The 16,224-nt window shown below is 61.1% G+C and carries 14 protein-coding genes and 1 pseudogene; 5 read left to right on the top strand and 10 right to left on the bottom strand.

Annotated features, from left to right (window positions below):
* Nucleotides 1-50 precede the first annotated feature (50 nt).
* From HGP31_RS21690 to HGP31_RS21670, 5 genes are all read left to right on the top strand, one after another.
* Nucleotides 51-590: a TetR/AcrR family transcriptional regulator gene (locus tag HGP31_RS21690; protein WP_020795506.1), complete on the top strand. Its 540-nt coding sequence runs from the start codon at nt 51-53 to the stop codon at nt 588-590.
* 29 nt (nt 591-619) lie between these two features.
* Complete coding sequence (locus tag HGP31_RS21685; protein ID WP_020795505.1) at nt 620-1,453, top strand: alpha/beta fold hydrolase; 834 nt, start codon at nt 620-622, stop codon at nt 1,451-1,453.
* Nucleotides 1,454-1,502: 49 nt separating this feature from the next.
* Nucleotides 1,503-1,940 (top strand): acyl-CoA thioesterase, encoded by a 438-nt coding sequence (locus HGP31_RS21680; RefSeq protein ID WP_168758626.1) that lies wholly within the window; start codon nt 1,503-1,505, stop codon nt 1,938-1,940.
* A gap of 171 nt (nt 1,941-2,111) precedes the next feature.
* Complete coding sequence (locus tag HGP31_RS21675; protein WP_033041345.1) at nt 2,112-3,071, top strand: tRNA dihydrouridine synthase; 960 nt, start codon at nt 2,112-2,114, stop codon at nt 3,069-3,071.
* A 131-nt stretch (nt 3,072-3,202) separates the two neighbouring features.
* Entirely contained in the window at nt 3,203-3,652 is a 450-nt protein-coding gene (locus HGP31_RS21670) for an Hsp20 family protein (protein ID WP_020795502.1), read from the top strand.
* Nucleotides 3,653-3,747: 95 nt separating this feature from the next.
* Here the strand turns inward: HGP31_RS21670 and HGP31_RS21665 are convergent, their stop codons facing one another.
* The 10 genes and pseudogenes from HGP31_RS21665 to HGP31_RS21620 form a co-directional block, all read right to left on the bottom strand.
* Entirely contained in the window at nt 3,748-4,680 is a 933-nt protein-coding gene (locus HGP31_RS21665) for a phosphatidate cytidylyltransferase (protein WP_020795501.1), read from the bottom strand.
* Between the two features lies 1 nt (nt 4,681).
* On the bottom strand, nt 4,682-5,302 hold the full coding sequence (locus tag HGP31_RS21660; protein ID WP_168758624.1) for a lysophospholipid acyltransferase family protein: 621 nt from the start codon (nt 5,300-5,302) through the stop codon (nt 4,682-4,684).
* Between the two features lie 9 nt (nt 5,303-5,311).
* Entirely contained in the window at nt 5,312-5,767 is a 456-nt protein-coding gene (locus HGP31_RS21655; RefSeq protein WP_033042383.1) for a hypothetical protein, read from the bottom strand.
* Nucleotides 5,757-7,100 carry a phosphatase PAP2/dual specificity phosphatase family protein gene (locus HGP31_RS21650; protein WP_020795498.1) on the bottom strand — a complete coding sequence of 448 codons (1,344 nt, stop codon included), beginning with the start codon at nt 7,098-7,100 and terminating at the stop codon, nt 5,757-5,759. Before HGP31_RS21650 ends, HGP31_RS21655 begins: the two co-directional genes overlap by 11 nt.
* Nucleotides 7,100-8,854: a bifunctional alpha/beta hydrolase/class I SAM-dependent methyltransferase gene (locus HGP31_RS21645; protein ID WP_168758623.1), complete on the bottom strand. Its 1,755-nt coding sequence runs from the start codon at nt 8,852-8,854 to the stop codon at nt 7,100-7,102. The genes HGP31_RS21650 and HGP31_RS21645 overlap by 1 nt, the downstream gene beginning before the upstream one ends.
* A gap of 10 nt (nt 8,855-8,864) precedes the next feature.
* Nucleotides 8,865-9,488, bottom strand: coding sequence for a CDP-alcohol phosphatidyltransferase family protein (locus HGP31_RS21640; protein ID WP_083349501.1), 624 nt, complete (start codon nt 9,486-9,488; stop codon nt 8,865-8,867).
* 115 nt (nt 9,489-9,603) lie between these two features.
* Nucleotides 9,604-10,221 carry a hypothetical protein gene (locus tag HGP31_RS21635; protein WP_020795495.1) on the bottom strand — a complete coding sequence of 206 codons (618 nt, stop codon included), beginning with the start codon at nt 10,219-10,221 and terminating at the stop codon, nt 9,604-9,606.
* A pseudogene (locus tag HGP31_RS21630) lies at nt 10,218-11,681 on the bottom strand (PAAR domain-containing protein). The gene HGP31_RS21635 and the pseudogene HGP31_RS21630 overlap by 4 nt, the downstream one beginning before the upstream one ends.
* A gap of 273 nt (nt 11,682-11,954) precedes the next feature.
* The gene (locus tag HGP31_RS21625; protein ID WP_020795492.1) at nt 11,955-15,233 is read right to left on the bottom strand and encodes a PAS domain S-box protein; all 3,279 of its coding nucleotides are present in this window, start codon (nt 15,231-15,233) and stop codon (nt 11,955-11,957) included.
* 65 nt (nt 15,234-15,298) lie between these two features.
* The gene (locus HGP31_RS21620) at nt 15,299-16,189 is read right to left on the bottom strand and encodes a LysR family transcriptional regulator (protein ID WP_020795491.1); all 891 of its coding nucleotides are present in this window, start codon (nt 16,187-16,189) and stop codon (nt 15,299-15,301) included.
* Between the last annotated feature and the right edge of the window lie 35 nt (nt 16,190-16,224).

The following is a 16,224-nucleotide window of genomic DNA, read 5'->3' as shown; positions in this document are numbered from 1 at the left end:
AGAAAATTATTATGAGAATAATATTCTAGTCGTAATATTCGGAGGCAACGATGAACGATAAAAAAGCTCAAACCCGCGAACGCATTCTCAAGGCAGCCAGCGCCGCGCTGATCCAGCGTGGTCCGGCCGAGCCAAGCGTTGGCGAAGTGATGGGCGCGGCCGGCCTGACCGTCGGCGGCTTTTATGCGCACTTCGAAAGCAAGGACGCGATGATGCTGGAAGCGTTCAAGCAGTTGCTGGGTCACCGCCGTGACCTGATTGCCGACATGGATGCCGAGTTGACCGGTGAAGAGCGTCGCGCGTTGGTTGCAGCGTTTTATCTGTCACGCAAACACCGCGATTCCAGCGAGTCTGCGTGCCCGATCCCGGCCTCGATCGGTGAGCTCGGACGCCTGCCCGAGGCGTTTCGAATTGCACTGAATGAACACATGGAGCTGATGGTCGCGCAATTGGCGGCCAGTCCTGAAGACACCGACAAAGCCCTGGCTGATCTGGCCTTGATGGTGGGCGGCCTGGCGCTGGCACGGGCGCTGGGACCCGGTGATTTATCCGATCGTTTGCTGCGCGCGGCCAAGTCGGCGGTGCGTTGACCTGAAGGCTGCGGCCTGGGGAGAATGCGATGAGCACGTTGAAGTGGGTTCGTGGCGTTAATGGCACCTTGGGTTGGTTCGCCCCGAAGCTGGTGGCGAGCAAAATGCGATTGGCATTCATGACGCCGCGCGATTTTCCACCGCGTGATTGGGAATTGCCGCTGCTGGCCAAATCCGAACGAATCACTTTGCGTTTCGGCCTTTCAGCGTTGCGCTGGGGGCAAGGCCCGGCAGTGCTTTTGATGCACGGCTGGGAAGGTCGGCCCACACAGTTTGCCAGCCTGATCACGGCGCTGGTCGATGCCGGGTATTCGGTTGTCGCTTTGGACGGCCCGGCGCACGGTCGCTCGCCCGGGCGCGAGGCGAATGTCGTGCTGTTCGCCCGAGCCCTGCTGGAAGCGGCCGCCGAATTGCCGCCGCTGCAAGCAGTTATCGGCCACTCCATGGGCGGCGCCAGTGCCATGCTTGCCGTGCAAATGGGCCTGCGCACCGAAACCCTGGTCAGCATTGCCGCCCCGGCGCGGATTCTCGGGGTATTGCGCGGTTTCGCCCGCTATGTGGGGTTGCCCCCGAAAGCCCGCTCGGCGTTCATCCGCCAGGTCGAGTCTGACGTCGGCATGCGCGCGGCGATGCTGGATGTCGCGCACTACCAGCTCGACATGCCTGGCCTGATCGTGCACGCCGAGGACGACACCCATGTCCCGGTCAAGGAATCACAACTGATCCACGAAGCCTGGTTCGACAGTCGTCTGCTGCGTTTGCAGGAAGGCGGTCATCAGCGGGTGCTGGCTGACCCGCGGGTGATTGATGGCGTGTTATCACTGCTGGCCGGTCGCAGCCTGCAATCGCGCCAATCGGCTTGAGCATCCGTTACACTGCCCCGGTCGAATCAATCTGACCGGGGAGTGGGGCATGGGCTGGGATCGGGCAACGCCGTTTATCATTGATCTGCAAGTGGGCGCCGAAGACATCGACGGGCTGGGGCACGCCAATAACGCGGTGTACGTGACCTGGCTCGAACGTTGTGCCTGGCGCCACTCCCAGCGCCTCGGCCTGGATCTGGTCGAATACCGTCGGCTGGACCGGGCGATGGCGGTGGTGCGCCACGAAATCGATTACCTGGCGGCCGCCTATGAAGGCGATGAGCTGCAACTGGCGACCTGGATCGTCGATTGGGACCAGCGCCTGAAAATGACCCGGCATTTCCAATTGAAACGCCCCAGCGATAATTCGACCTTGCTGCGCGCGCAAACCACGTTCGTTTGCATCGAGCTGTCCACCGGCAAGCCCAAGCGCATGCCTGCCGAGTTCATCGAAGGCTACGGCCCGGCGCTGCAAGCCCCCGTCTGACCCCCCCTGTAGGAGCGAGCATGCTCGCGATGGTCGTCAACGATTACGCTGGGAACCTGACACCCCGCAGCGCTCTCAGGTTCATCGCGAGCAGGCTCGCTCCTACAGGGTTCTGCGATTTCTCGCGATATCCAGTAAACTGCCGCACGTTCTTCGTTGAGTGTGTTTTTCATGCAAATTGCCTTGGCGCCCATGGAGGGGTTGGTCGACGATATCCTGCGCGACGTGCTGACCCGAGTGGGCGGTATCGATTGGTGCGTGACCGAGTTCATTCGGGTCAACGATCAACTGCTCACGCCTGCTTATTTCCATAAATTCGGCCCGGAACTGCTGAACGGCGCCCGGACTGCTTCTGGCGTGCCGCTGCGCGTGCAGTTGCTAGGTTCGGACCCTGTGTGCCTGGCGGAAAACGCCGCGCTGGCGTGCGAGCTGGGTTCCGAGGTGATCGACCTCAACTTCGGCTGCCCGGCCAAGACGGTCAACAAGTCCCGGGGCGGCGCTGTGCTGCTCAAGGAGCCTGAGCTGCTCAATCAGATCGTCGAGCATGTCCGTCGCGCCGTTCCGGCGCACATTCCGGTAACGGCCAAGATGCGCCTGGGCTTCGATAGTCCGGACGGTGCGCTGGTGTGCGCCACGGCCCTGGCTGAAGGCGGCGCCGAGCATATCGTGGTCCACGCCCGGACCAAGACCGACGGCTACAAGCCACCTGCCCATTGGGAGTGGATCCCGCGGGTACAGGACGTGGTCAAGGTGCCGGTGTTCGCCAACGGTGATATCTGGAGCGTCGAAGACTGGCGCCGTTGCCGCGAAATCAGCGGCGTGGAAGACATCATGCTCGGTCGCGGCCTGGTTTCGCGCCCCGATCTGGCCCGGCAAATCGCGGCGGCGAAGGCCGGTGAAGAGGTCGTTGAAATGACCTGGGCCGAGTTGCTGCCGTTGATCCAGGATTTCTGGCTGCAAGCCAAGGCGCAGATGACTGCGCGCCAATCGCCGGGCCGCTTGAAGCAGTGGCTGGCAATGTTGACCCGCAATTATCCCGAGGCGGTCGAGTTGTTCAGCGTCCTGCGCCGTGAAACCGAGCTGGACCAAGTCTCGCGTTTGTTGGGGTTGCAGGTGGCTGAAGCGGCCTGAAAAAAGTTAAAAAAATCTGAAAAAAATCTCTTGAAAAGCAAACAGCGGTCCCTATCTAAGGATTACGCGATGCCGAATTCGGGTCGCGGAGACAAAAAAACTTGCTGATCTGTTTTCAGGAGATTTGAATCATGAGTACTGCATTTTCCATGGCACCACTGTTCCGTTCCTCGGTTGGCTTCGACCGTTTCAATGACCTGTTCGAAACCGCCCTGCGCAACGAGCCAGGCAGCACCTACCCACCTTATAACGTGGAAAAGCACGGCGACGACCAATACCGCATCGTCGTAGCGGCCGCCGGCTTCCAGGAAGAAGACCTGGAGCTGCAAGTGGAAAAAGGTGTGCTGACCATCAGTGGGGGCGGCAAACGTGAAGTGAACGAGGGCGTCACTTACCTGTACCAGGGTATCGCACAGCGGGCCTTCAAACTGTCCTTCCGCCTGGCGGACCATATCCAGATCAAGGCCGCCGACCTGAGCAACGGTTTGTTGAGTATCGACCTGTTGCGGGTGATTCCCGAAGAAGACAAAGCCAAGCGCATCCCGATCAACGGGACACAAAAACCGGCTCTGCAGCATTGAGTCGGACCGGGCAGGGTTGTCTGAGGACGACTTGACCGGCTGAAACAAAAGACCCCGACTTGTCGGGGTCTTTTTTTTCGGGCCGATTCCTGCGCTCAGGTCCACCCATACCGAACGAGATGAAAGAAAATCGGCGCGGCAAAACACACTGAATCCAGGCGATCGAGCATGCCACCATGACCTTCGATCATATGCCCCCAGTCCTTCACGCCACGGTCGCGCTTGATCGCCGACATCACGATGCCGCCGGCGAATCCCAGCAGGTTGATCAGCAGGGCGATGAGCAGCGACTGCCAGGCAGTGAACGGCGTGATCCACCACAAGGCGCAGCCGATCAGTGAGGCCAGCAGGATGCCGCCGACAAAACCTTCCACGGTCTTGGACGGCGACAGGTTCGGCGCAATCTTGCGTTTGCCGAACAATTTGCCGCACACGTACTGCAGCACATCCGACATCTGCACCACGATCACCAGATAGGCGATCAACAGCAGGTTTCGCCCCTCATAACCGGCGATGTCCAGGGTCAGCAGGGCGGGTACATGGGATACGCAGAACACCGCAATCATCAGGCCCCACTGGACTTTCGAGGCTCGCTCGAGGAAGTGCGTACTGTCGCCGCCCAGGGACGCCAGGATCGGCAGCAGCAGGAATACGTAGACTGGAATGAAGATCGAGAACAGCCCGTACCAGTCGTAGTAAATCAGCAGGTACTGCAGCGGCAGGGCCAGGTAGAAGGCCGCGACCAAAGCCGGATAGTCGCTGCGGCGAGTGGGCGTGAGCGTCATGAATTCGCGCAGGGCGTAGAAGGACACCGTGTAGAACAGCACGATCACTGCGGTGGTGCCGAGCCAAAAGGCGATCCCGATGACCAGTACCATCACCCACCAGGCGTTGATCCGTGCGTTGAGGTTGTCGATCACCGGGTTGGGGCTGCCGTGGCTGCGGCGCTTTAGCACGAAACCAATTGCCGAGGCCAGCAATAGAAACGCGCCAATCGCGCCAAACAACATCAAGGTCTGTCTATCCATGTCAGGCATGCTCTCCGGCCAGGCTCAGTAGCGCTTCGCGACTGCGTTCGAGAAAGTGCGTCTTGCTTTCATCTTCGTCCAGGGTCAACGCGGCGCCAAAGCTGATGGTGCATAAAAGCGGCAGCGGCAGGACCCGCCCCTTGGGCATGACGCGGTTGAGGTTGGCGATCCACACCGGGATCAACTGCGCCTGGGGATATTGCATTGCCAGGTGGTAAAGCCCGCTCTTGAACGGCAATAAACCCTCATCGGGGTTACGCGTGCCTTCGGGAAAAATGATCAGCGAGTCGCCGTTTTCCAGGGCATCGAGCATCGGTTGCAAGGGATTGTCGGCGGGTTCCTTGCGTTCACGGTCAACCAGTACGCCGTTGAACACCTGGTTGATGATGTAGCGCCGCAACGGGCTTTTCAGCCAGTAGTCCGAGCCTGCCACGGGCCGGGTGATGGTGCGCAGGGTCGGCGGCAGCGAGGCCCACAGCAGGACGAAATCGCCATGGCTGCTGTGGTTGGCAAAGTAGATACGCTGTACAGGTTCCGGTGCGCAGCCGAGCCACAGGCTGCGCGCGCCGGTCAGTATGCGCGCGGCCGAGGTGATGAGGGTGGCAACCACGGGTTCGAGCATGGGAACTCCTTATCCGGCAAAGTTCAGCCAAGGGTCGGCCAGAATGAAAAACAGGGTCAACAGCACCTGTGCCGCCACCAGCAGCGCCTGGTTGCGCAACAGCTTCAGGGCGCCGGTGATACGTTCGCTCCAGGGGCGCCCGCCATGCTCGGCGGGCTGCAGATTCAGCGTTGTCAGGGCTTGATCCAGGGACAGGGTGTGCTCCGGAAGGTTTTCAGCTCGCTCGGCAAGGCGTTGGAACAGATCGGCATCGAATGCCACCCGCAGCGCCCAGTATTTTTGCCCCAGGCCGAGCAACAGCAGCCCACCGCTGCAGGTCGCGCTCCAGAACCCCTGGCCGTCCAGGAGGGACTGGCTCAGGCCGAACAAGGCGCCCAACAAGGTAAGCCCGTTGGACAGTCGATCCAGCATGTCGCCACGACGCAACAGACTGGCTGTCACCTGTAATTGCATATCAATGGACACCGCGTGCCTCCATGTGGGTCGCCAGCGGCTCTAGCGCCTCTCGGTGAAAGGACCCCAGGACAATTCCCGGGCGCGCGCGCTGGATCAACAAAAAGGCTTCGGCGACACTACTGGCCCTCCCGGTGTGCAACAGCCAGGCGGCTACGGCCGTGGCGCTGCGCGAATAGCCCAAGGCGCAACAGACCAGGAGCGGTCCGTGCTGGCGCAGGCTTTCGATGGCCAGTGCGGCTTCCCGGCATTGCGCGGTGGTGGGGGCGGTCAAATCCAGGACAGGCAGTGTGCGGTAGGCGACAGTCCCCGGATCAAGCGACAGCTCGGCGCACAGATCGAACACTGCGGTAAAGGTGCTGCCCTTGAGTTCCCGACGGGTCGGTATGCGCCCGAGCCAGACGTCATCGAGCACTTGGTCGGGCTGCGGATTGTTGCGGGTCCACAGGCGCGAGTTGAGCCAGGCGGCAGCCACGTAGGGCGTCAGCAACCAGCGCGCGGCGGGGGACAGGCGTCCATCGGCACGCTTTTGAAAACCTCCTGCGTCGAGTACGGCGTAATTGAGCGATACCAACAGCAAGGCCATCGCCGGCCAAGCCAGCCACAGCCAGGCTCCCCCTAAGTAGAAGGCCGGGGCGGCGAACACGGCAGCTCCCGACAGGTAATACAACGCCAGTCTCCAGCGTTTTTTTACGGCCGCCAGCCGGGCACCGTGCAGAGGCCCTGGTCCCTCCAGCGGCCATAGCCAGACACACAGCCAGCCCAGCAGCGCTCCGCTTGGCAGATCAATGAAGTGGTGCTGGTAAGTGGTCAGCACCGAGAGCCCGATCAGGGTAAACCAGACATGCATCAATCCGCGCCACAGGCCCTGCAAGTGCTTGTGATAGCAGGTCCACAGGATGACCAACAGCGCAATGTGCAGCGATGGCGCCTGATTGAACGGCTTGTCGAAACCGGCCAGTACGTCGAACAGCCAACCAAATACACCGTCCAGTTCCGGTCGGGCGAAGGTGAAGCGCAACGGCCAGATCAGAAAGCAACTGACCGCAATGAGTTGCGCGGTCAACAGGCGCAAGGCGTGCCGCTTGAGTTCTTCGCGACTGTTGGGCAACAACAGGGACAACCCGTACAGCAAGTCGATAGACCAGTACGGGACGATGCTCCAGGCCCAGAACGGCATGTGGTTTTCCCAGCCGAACACCAGGCTGCCAACATCGTCGCGCTGGGTGGTGAACCAGGTGGCGAAACCGTAGGTGCCGAAGAACAACGGCGCCAGGAGCAGCAGCCAGAGCACCGCAGGTTTGAGCAGACCAGGCTCGCGTGCCGTCGTTGCACTGCGCAGCATCAAGACACCCGTTGCGCGAGAGCCACGCTGAAAATACCCCATTCGTCGACGCGCATGCCGACCTTGCGAAAGCCGGCCACCTCCACCAGTTGGTCCATTTCCGCCTGGGTGCGTCGGCGCATGACCCAGGCCTGGCCTTCACGGTGGCTGGTCAAGGCTCGGGCGATCAGTTCCAGTTGCGGGTGCCAGGGTTGGCCGGTGTAGACCAGGTATCCGCCAGGTTCCACCGCGTCCGCCAGGCCCGCCAGGGAAGCACTGACCATCTGATTGTCGGCGAACAGCTCGTACAGTCCGGAGACCACCGCCAGGCTAGGTTTGGGATCCAGCGCGGCCAGGTCGGCACGGTCGAAGGCGTCGCCCTTGACGAACCGAGCGATCCCTTCCAGGCCTTTTTCGCGGATCAACGCGCTTCCGTCACGCACGTTGATGTCGCTGTAGTCGCGCAACAGGACCGATTCGGGAAGCGGGCTGACGCCCTGCAAGGCTTCGAGAATGTAGCGTCCGTGTCCGGCGGCGATGTCGACGATGCGCACTTCGCGGCCCTGGTCGCGTAATTGCTGCATCGCCAGGCGCAGCAGTTCTTCGACGTGCAGCTTGCGTTGGCGAATGCCGCGCCAGCCGATGGAGTCGAGGTAGTTGCGGTCGATCATGCGGCCGACAGCCGACGTGCCCGTGGGGGTGTTGCGATAGACGTAGTCCAGTGTGCTGCCGGAGTCGAAACCGGTGTCGAAGCCTAGCTTGATCCCGGACGACAATTGGCTGCCCAGGCGCATGCTGGCGCGGGTCATGCGCCAATACAGATCGCGCAGGGAGTTGCGCGGCAGCGGTGCGGCCAATGATTCGGATTCGGCGCAAGTCAGGCCCAGTCGATCGGCGGCCAGCAAGCCAGGGCGTTCAATGGGTTGCGAGAAGTTCTGCAGGATGAAGCGTCGTGCGCTGGCGACGGCGTGTCCACGGTTCTTTTCACCCAAGGTGTCGTGGAAGAACCCCGGCAGCACATGTTTTTCCTTGTGCAGAGTGCCCAGGCGCTCGAAAAACTGTTCCTGGGGTTGGCGATGCACGACGAAGTCGGCCCCGGAGATCAACAACTGAGTGGGTATCATTATGGCCTGGGCATCGGCCACCACGCGATCGGCGGCCTCGTACAGGCCGAGCAGGACATTCACTGAAATGGCCTTGGTGATCAGCGGGTCGTTGTCGTAGCTGGCGACGCGCTGCGGGTCATGGCTGAGAAAGCGCGCCTTGACGTAGCTGTTGACGAAAAAGTTACCGCGCCACCGGCGCATCAGTGCCAAGCCCTGGCGGGCGAAGGGCACATAGAGCTTGACCTTGAACGCCGGAGACGCCAGCACCAGCGCCCGTATGCGCGGCGCGTAATCGTGGGCCCAAGTGGCGACGATCACGGCGCCGACGCTCTGGGCGATCACCGCGAGGTTTTCCTCAAAGATCTGGTAGGACGCGCTCAGGTGCTCGCAGAAGGTCTGCACGTCCCGCACGCTGGTGGTAAAGCTGGGGCTGTCGCCCCGAGCGCCCGGTGAAAGGCCATGGCCCCGGGCATCCCAGGCGAAAAAATCGAAGCCGGGCAGGTCCAGTTCATCCACCAGGTGGGCAATACGCCCGGAATGCTCGTGGCCGCGGTGGAACAGCAGTACGGCCTTGCGTGGGGTTCCCGGTTCTGGGGTGCCGGGCCAGTGGCGGTAAAACAATTGCACACCGTCGTGGGTGGTGAAGGTCTGTTCCTGTGCTTCGCGCATTGCCATTTCCTTAGGCTGAAGAGCTGTCGATTTGTGCTTCCCTGAGTCCCTGGCGGACCCGGTTGACCAAGGTAAAAGCCAGCAGCATCGCGATGATCGCGAACACCGCGTTGATCCAGAATGGGCTGATCCAGCCCGGTACGATGCCGGCGGCCACGACCCCCAGCACGAAAGCCCGGTCACTTTTGCCCATGGGCCCGTCATAGCGCCGCGAAGCACCAACCATCGGCCCCAGCACGCCGCTGTACTCGCTGAACAAGGCGAGCAAGGTCACCAGCAGCACCAGCCACAGGCTGACGCCGGGCAGCAGGGCAAAGGGCAGGATCAAGGCGCAGTCGGCGGTGATATCGCACAACTCGTTGAGATAGGCCCCCAAGTGCGACTGCTGGCCGAACTCTCGAGCCAGCATGCCGTCGATGGCGTTGAGCGCCATGCGCACCAGCATCCAGATCGGCACCAGCACGAATATCCAGGGGTGATGCACGAAACCGGCGATCAGCACGCCCACCAGGATTGAGCCGATGCCGGCGATCAAAGTGATCTGGTTGGCGGTGGTGCCCTTGGCGAACAAGCGCCGGACCAGGGGGCGCAGGAGATTTTGGAATGCGGGTTTGATCTGGTAGATGCTGGGCACGTTGGTGAGGTCTCGGGAGAGGCGGTTTGGTTACTGAGTGTAGATGGCATCCGGGGATGGATTTGGCGACAGTGCCTGGAATGCTGAAAGCGTGATTTGTCGCGATAAAGGCCAATCAGGGATTCGTCCAAGGCGTGGCCAGTGACAGCTTGATGAGGTAGCGCTCTTCGGTGGGGTGCCTGTAATCCTTGAAGCGATTGACCACTAGCATCACTTGGTACTGGGTGCCCGCGTGCCAGTAGGATTTTCCACCTTTGTTTACATCACGCAGTTGAGCACGCCATTGCGGGGTGTCGGCGAACGAGGGGAAGTCCTTGACCCGGATGGGTGTCCAGCCAGCATTGCGCCATTGCTCCTGCAGATCCAGCACGACCTTGAGGGTATCGTCGAGTAGCAGGGGTTCGATTTGCGGGGACATATTGACACCGTTGATTGACTCGTCACGGTTGAACGTAACCGTGAAGTAGCGAGCCAGCGGAGTTATGAACCCATATTGAGGATCGATGAAACGAAGGCGGGCATCCGACTTAGGCAAACGACCCCAAAAATGGCCAGGAATAGCTGGATCAATGGTTGCACTGGATCGACGGCGCATATCCTCCCAAGGCTCGCCAATCAATAGGGCGATTTCGGGCTCTTCCGACAGGACCTCAATCGACGCAAGCGTCAGGAGGGCCGCGACGGCCAGCGCCAACACGCCGCGTCGCCAGCCTATACGTTGCAGCAGGCTCATCGCACGCCACCACCCAGGGCAATATCCCGAATCGAATGCTCAAGCAGCTTGCGCTGGTCGCTGTGCAGCAGATCGTCAAACTGCTTCGCGGCCCTCAGCACGAAGGGCATACGCTGATTGATATCGGCCAGGTTGGCATTGAGGTTGTTGCTGAAACCAATGGTGCGTCCGTCGTCCACGCGGCGGCACTGACTGGCGAGGGACAGCTCGACGGCTTCGGCGGCGCCGGACGGGATACCGATGACGTAGGAAAAATGGTTACTGCGCAACAGTGAGTTGAGCCGCCAGTCGCTGTACATCGCCGGTTGCAGAATATTCCGTTGCTCGTGCCAGGCTAGATGCTCAACGCTTTCGGCGATATAACCGGCCTCAATCGCCTCGAAGGCCAGGAGAATTTCCTTGTGGTCAATCCCGAATTCCAGCGTTTCCTGTCCGACCGGCCACAGCACCGGATGTTGGCCATTCCCATAAATGTTGCTACGTGATTCCAGGCAATCCCTCAGCGCTTCCAATCCCCGCTCCTGGTAGAACACATGCAACGGATAGACATCCAGGAACAGCGTGGTATTACCCATCGCCAGCATCTCGTACACAAACCGGTACATCCGTTGCGAGTATGACAAGGGAAGGTCGGCACCCCATTGGGTGAAGCCCCACACCGGGTTGTCCCGGTTGGCCTCTTCGTACTCGCGTTGACGCTGCTCAAACGCCCGAATGGTCGCGCGCTTTTACCGCTCACTGGGGCTGAGCAAACCTCTCAATCCTTGTCTGGCACTGTCCCTCAGTTGCTGTATCGTTTCCTCTTCCGTCTGAATTTTCTCGATCGTGTCAGCCGCGTGCAGCAAGCCACAGCCCACCTGCTTGGAGGCGAAGGCTGCCAACCCGGCCCACTGGAATCGCGGATCGTGGCGCCACAGCTGGGCGTAGGCCGCATTGATCGCCTTGTTGCGCGCCTTCGGGTCGGCGATCAACTTGCCGCCGGGTGCCACGACGTTTTCGACCCTTTGCTGGTAGCCGCGCCACAGGTTTTCACAAATCGTCCCTGGCCGTTCGCTGAGCGTCGGTGTGGGCGCCCGCGCTGAAGTGGAAGTGGATTGTCGCGGCGCGACCGGGTTGTTGGGAGCAACGGGCGCGGCTTCCTGTTGAGGGGCGCTCCTCAAGGCTTGCGGCGCAGCACCCTGTCTGGATTCATAGGTGGCGGTGGTAAACGAGGGGATAAGCCCGGCCTTGCAGGGACAGCCGCTGCGGCTGTCCAGCGAGCCCGCCACCAGGCCCCCGTGACTGCCAAAGAACGCGATGCCACCCTCGATTTCGTAGGTTTCATCATTTTTGCCACAGGACACCGGGTCCCCTGCGCGAGCATGGGCGAAGCCAAACATCATGACGCGGGTATCGGCGTCCAGCACCTCGCCACCACAGCTGGTCTTGTCACCCTTGCGAATGAAATATCCCTTAGCCATAGCTGCAACTCCTTGTCTGTTGACCATCAAATTGCGCCTGCCTCCGAAGGATTGGAGACAGGGCAAAGTGCAGAGCAAGGGTTCTACACGAAGCTGTCAGGCGTAAATCAGACGTTTCCGGAATGTATGTAGGAAAGGGGGATTGAATCGAAGGTGGGGATTTTTGTAGGAGCGAGCATGCTCGCGATGAACCTGAGAGCGCCACGGGGCGTCAGGTTTCCCGCATCATCGTTGACGACCATCGTCGGAACGCCGCCCGGAGCATGCTCGCTCCTACAACAGGAGCTTTTGCAGTTCCTCCACCGGCAGCGGCCGGCTATGCAGGTACCCCTGATAGAGATGGCAGCCCAGCCCCTGCAGGAATTCCAGCTGTTCCGAGGTCTCCACCCCTTCGGCGATGATTTTCAGCCCGAGGCTGCGGGCCATGGCGACGATGGCGCGGATGATCTCGGCGTCGTTGGGGTCGGTGGTAGCGTCGCGAATGAATGACTGGTCGATTTTCAGGGTGTCGACCGGCAGGCGCTTGAGGTAGGTCAGCGAGGAATAACCGGTGCCGAAATCGTCCATGGCAAAGCTCACGCCGAGCTTTTTCAGGCGCAGCATCTTGTTGATGGTGTCTTCCAGGTTCTGGATGACGATGCCTTCGGTGATTTCCAGTTTCAGCAGCGAACTGGGCAGGCCGTAGGTGGCGAGGCTGTTTTCGATGCGCTCGACGAAGTCATTCTGGCGGAACTGGCGCGGGCTGATGTTGACGCATAGGCTGAATTTCAGCGGGTCCACCCGGCCATCGGCGATCAGTTGCCTGAAGGCCTGGCAGGCTTCGTCGACGATCCAGGTGCCAACTTCCAGGATCAACCCGCTGTCTTCCAGCACCTTGATGAACTCGGTGGGCGACTGCGCGCCGAGCTCCGGATGGTTCCAGCGCACCAGCGCTTCGGCACCGACAATGCGGTTATCCCGGGCGTCCACCTGGGGTTGGTAGTGCACGCGAAACTCGCCGCGCGAAAGCGCCAGGCGCAGGTCGGTTTCCATGCGCAGGCGCTCGCTCGCCGCTTTCTGCATGGTGTTGTGGTACATCTGCGCGGTATTGCGTCCTGAATCCTTGGCGCGATACAGGGCGATATCGGCACGCTTTAGCAGGTCGGTCGGCGTGGACCCATGGTCGGGAATCAACGCAATGCCGATACTCGGTGTCACCTGCAGGCGCTGACCGTCGAGGAACATCGGTTCAGACAGCAGCTCACGAATGGTATCGGCCAGTTCACAGACCTGAGCGCTGACCTCGTTGCGCGAGCCTTCGAGGCCGCTGAGCAGCACCACGAATTCATCGCCGCCCAGGCGCGCGACGGTGTCTTCCATGCGCACGCTGGCTTCCAGGCGTGCGGTGATGATTTTCAGCACCGTATCGCCCACCGGATGACCGAGGGAATCGTTGATGTGCTTGAAGTGGTCGAGGTCGAGGAACATCAAGGCGCCGCGCAGGTTGTGGCGCTTGAGCAGGGCGATCTGCTGGCTCAGGCGATCCATCAGCAGTGCGCGGTTGGGCAGGTTGGTCAGCGGGTCGTGGTAGGCCAGGTGGCGGATCTGCGCCTCGGCATTTTTCAGCAGGCTGACGTCCCGCGCGGTCAATAGTAGGCACGCGGTTTCGTTGAGGGTGATCGGCTCTACCGACACTTCTACCGTCAGCAATTCGCCGCGCTTGTTGCGCCCGAGCATTTCCTGGTGATGTACCCGGCCCTTGATCTGCAGTTCGGCCAGCAACGCCGAGCGTTGTTTTTCTTCAGCCCAGATCCCTACCTGATACACGGTACGGCCGATCACTTCATCGGCGCGGTAGCCGGTCAGGCGGCAAAAGCCGTCGTTGACCTCCAGATAGCGTCCGGTATCGCGTTCGGTGATGGTGATGGCGTCGGGGCTTGAGTGGAAGGCCTTGGCGAACTTCTCTTCGCTGGCCTTGAGCGCCGCTTCCGAGCGTTGCTGTTGGGTGATGTCGCGCAAGGTGGTGACGATGCAGGGCTGTTCGCTGACGCTGATCTGACGGCTGGAAATCACGCAAGTCAGCGACTGCCCATCCTTGTGCTGGACGAGGATTGCCACATTGTTCAGGCCTTGTTCGCGGATCACCTGTTCGATCCGCTGCAGGCTTTTTGCCGAAGCGTCCCACAGGCCGATTTCGTCGGCACTGCGGCCGATCACGTCGGCGGCGCTCCAGCCAAAGGTCTGGGTGAAGCTGGAGTTGATCTCGATGAATTGCCCGGTGTCCTGGCGCGTCACGCAGATCGGGTCCGGGCTGACCTGGAACAGGGTAGCGAATTTCTCTTCGGAAGCTATCAGGCGCTGTTCGCGCTCGACCTGGTCGGTGATGTCGAGCAAGGTGCCGGCCATGCGCAGGGGGACACCGTTTTCATCGCGGTAGAGGCGGGCGCGGCTCTCCAGGTAGCGAGAGCTGCCATCCGGCATTTGCACCCGATAGGTCAGCTGATAGTTGCCGGCGGGGCCTTCGCGCAGGCTGCGGTAGGCATCGCGCATGGTGTCGCGTTCTTCGCCGGGCACGCCTTCGAAAAAGTCGTCGAAGGATTCATGGAATGGAATGGGCTCCATGCCGTGTAACTGGGCGGCGCGCGCCGAGCCATACAGCATGCCGCTGGGGATGTGCCAGTCCCAGGTGCCCAGTTGTGCCGAGTCCAGGGCCAGGTCGAGGCGCTCCTGGCTGTCTTTGAGGGCGTGTTCGGCCGCTTTGCGTTCGGTGGTGTCGAGGAAAGTGCTCAGCAGGTAGGGCTGGCCTTCGAGTTCGACCTTTTGCGCACTGAGGATGCCATCGTGGACCTGCCCGTTGCTGGCGCGAAACTGCACCTCCATATTGGTCAGCTCGCCCTTGGCCTTGGTCGCCTTGACCAGTTGCGCGCGTTGCTCGGGGTGCACCCAGAGGCCCAGTTCCAGCGTGGTGCGGCCGATCGCGTCCTGCACCGGCCAGCCGAACAGGCTTTCGAAATACTGGTTGGCTTCGGTGATCAGGCCGTCTTCCTGGCGCGTCAGCAGGACCATGTTCGGACACAAGTGAAACAGCGTCGCGAAGCGTTTTTCCGAACTGCTCAGCGCCTGTTCGCGCAGACGCTGGTGGGTGATTTCGCGGATCACGCCAATCATTCGGGGACGGCCGAGCTTGTCCGGCAGCAGGCTGCCGCTGATCTCCAGCCAATGCAGGCTGCCGTCGGGCCAGCGAACGCGGTGGTGCATCGCTTGCTCGAGCGGTGCGCCTGCGATCACGGCATGGAAGGCGCGAAGGGTCTTTGCCCGATCTTCGGCAGGCAACAAGTCGAGGTATTCCAGGTCGGCCGGCAACGGTTGCCGGGGGTCGAAGCCAAACAGCGCCTGCGTGCCCCGGGACCAACTGATCTGCCCACGCTCGATATCCCAATACCACGCGCCCAGCCGCGCGCCATTGAGCGCGGCCAGCAATTGCGAGGCACTTTCCCAGCTTTGTTCGGAGCTTTTCGGGTCAAGCGCCTGGATGCGCGGCATCGGCGGAATACGGTCAACAGATTTCGGCATTGGCAAGCCTTGAGCTGAATTGGGTCTCGGGTACAGAAATTCGGGCTCTATAGGAGTAGCACAAGTTAGCCTTGAGTCCCTGGCAGATCGATCTGGGCATCTAGTAAGGCCATGAAGGCCCGCGCTGCATTCGATAGCGTCCTTTCTGTGTGCAGGATATAGCCTAGCTGGCGAGTCAGTTGTATGCCCGGTAAAGGTATTCGCGCAACCTGGTCGTCGAGCATGGTGCGTGGCAAGACACTCCAGGCCAGGCCGATCGACACCATCATCTTGATGGTTTCGAGGTAATTGGTACTCATGGCGATGTTCGGCGTCAGGCCTTGGGCCTCGAACAGGCGTTGGACAATGTGATGGGTGAACGTGTTGCCGCCGGGGAACACCGCCGGGTGTCGGGCGATGTCCGCGAGGCTGACCTTGCCGTTGCCGAGCAACGAATGCTCCGGGGCGACCACAAAGTCCAGCGGGTCGTCCCACACCGGTGTGGCCTTGACCAAGGCATGGGGCTCCGGCGCCAGGGTGATGACCGCCAGTTCAGCCCGACCATGGAGGATTTCTTCGTAGGCCACTTCCGAATCGAGAAACTGGATATCCAGCGCCACCTCGGGATAACGCCGAGTGAACTCTCTCAATAAAGGCGGCAAACGGTGCAGGCCGATATGGTGACTGGTGGCCAAGGTCAGACGACCGGTCACCTCCCCGGTGAGGTTGGTCAGGGCGCGGCGCGTATCATCAAGGACATTCAGGATCTGATAGGCCCGGGGCAGCAGGGCGCGGCCGGCCTCGGTCAGGCCGACTTCGCGGCCCAGCCGATCGAACAGGCGCACCTTCAATTGCTGCTCCAGGCCAGCGATGCGCTTGCTGATCGCCGGTTGGGTCAGATGCAGTCGCTCGCCGGCGCCGGAGAAGCTTCCGGTCTCGGCGATGGCAATAAAGGCATTGAGATTGGCGAGGTCCATTGCTGTATTCCAGTTGGTTATCCAAAGCATAAAAA

It is taken from the genome of Pseudomonas umsongensis (assembly GCF_012647205.1).
GTDB classification, from domain to species: domain Bacteria; phylum Pseudomonadota; class Gammaproteobacteria; order Pseudomonadales; family Pseudomonadaceae; genus Aquipseudomonas; species Aquipseudomonas umsongensis.
This window is presented reverse-complemented; position numbering and strand designations above follow the sequence as displayed.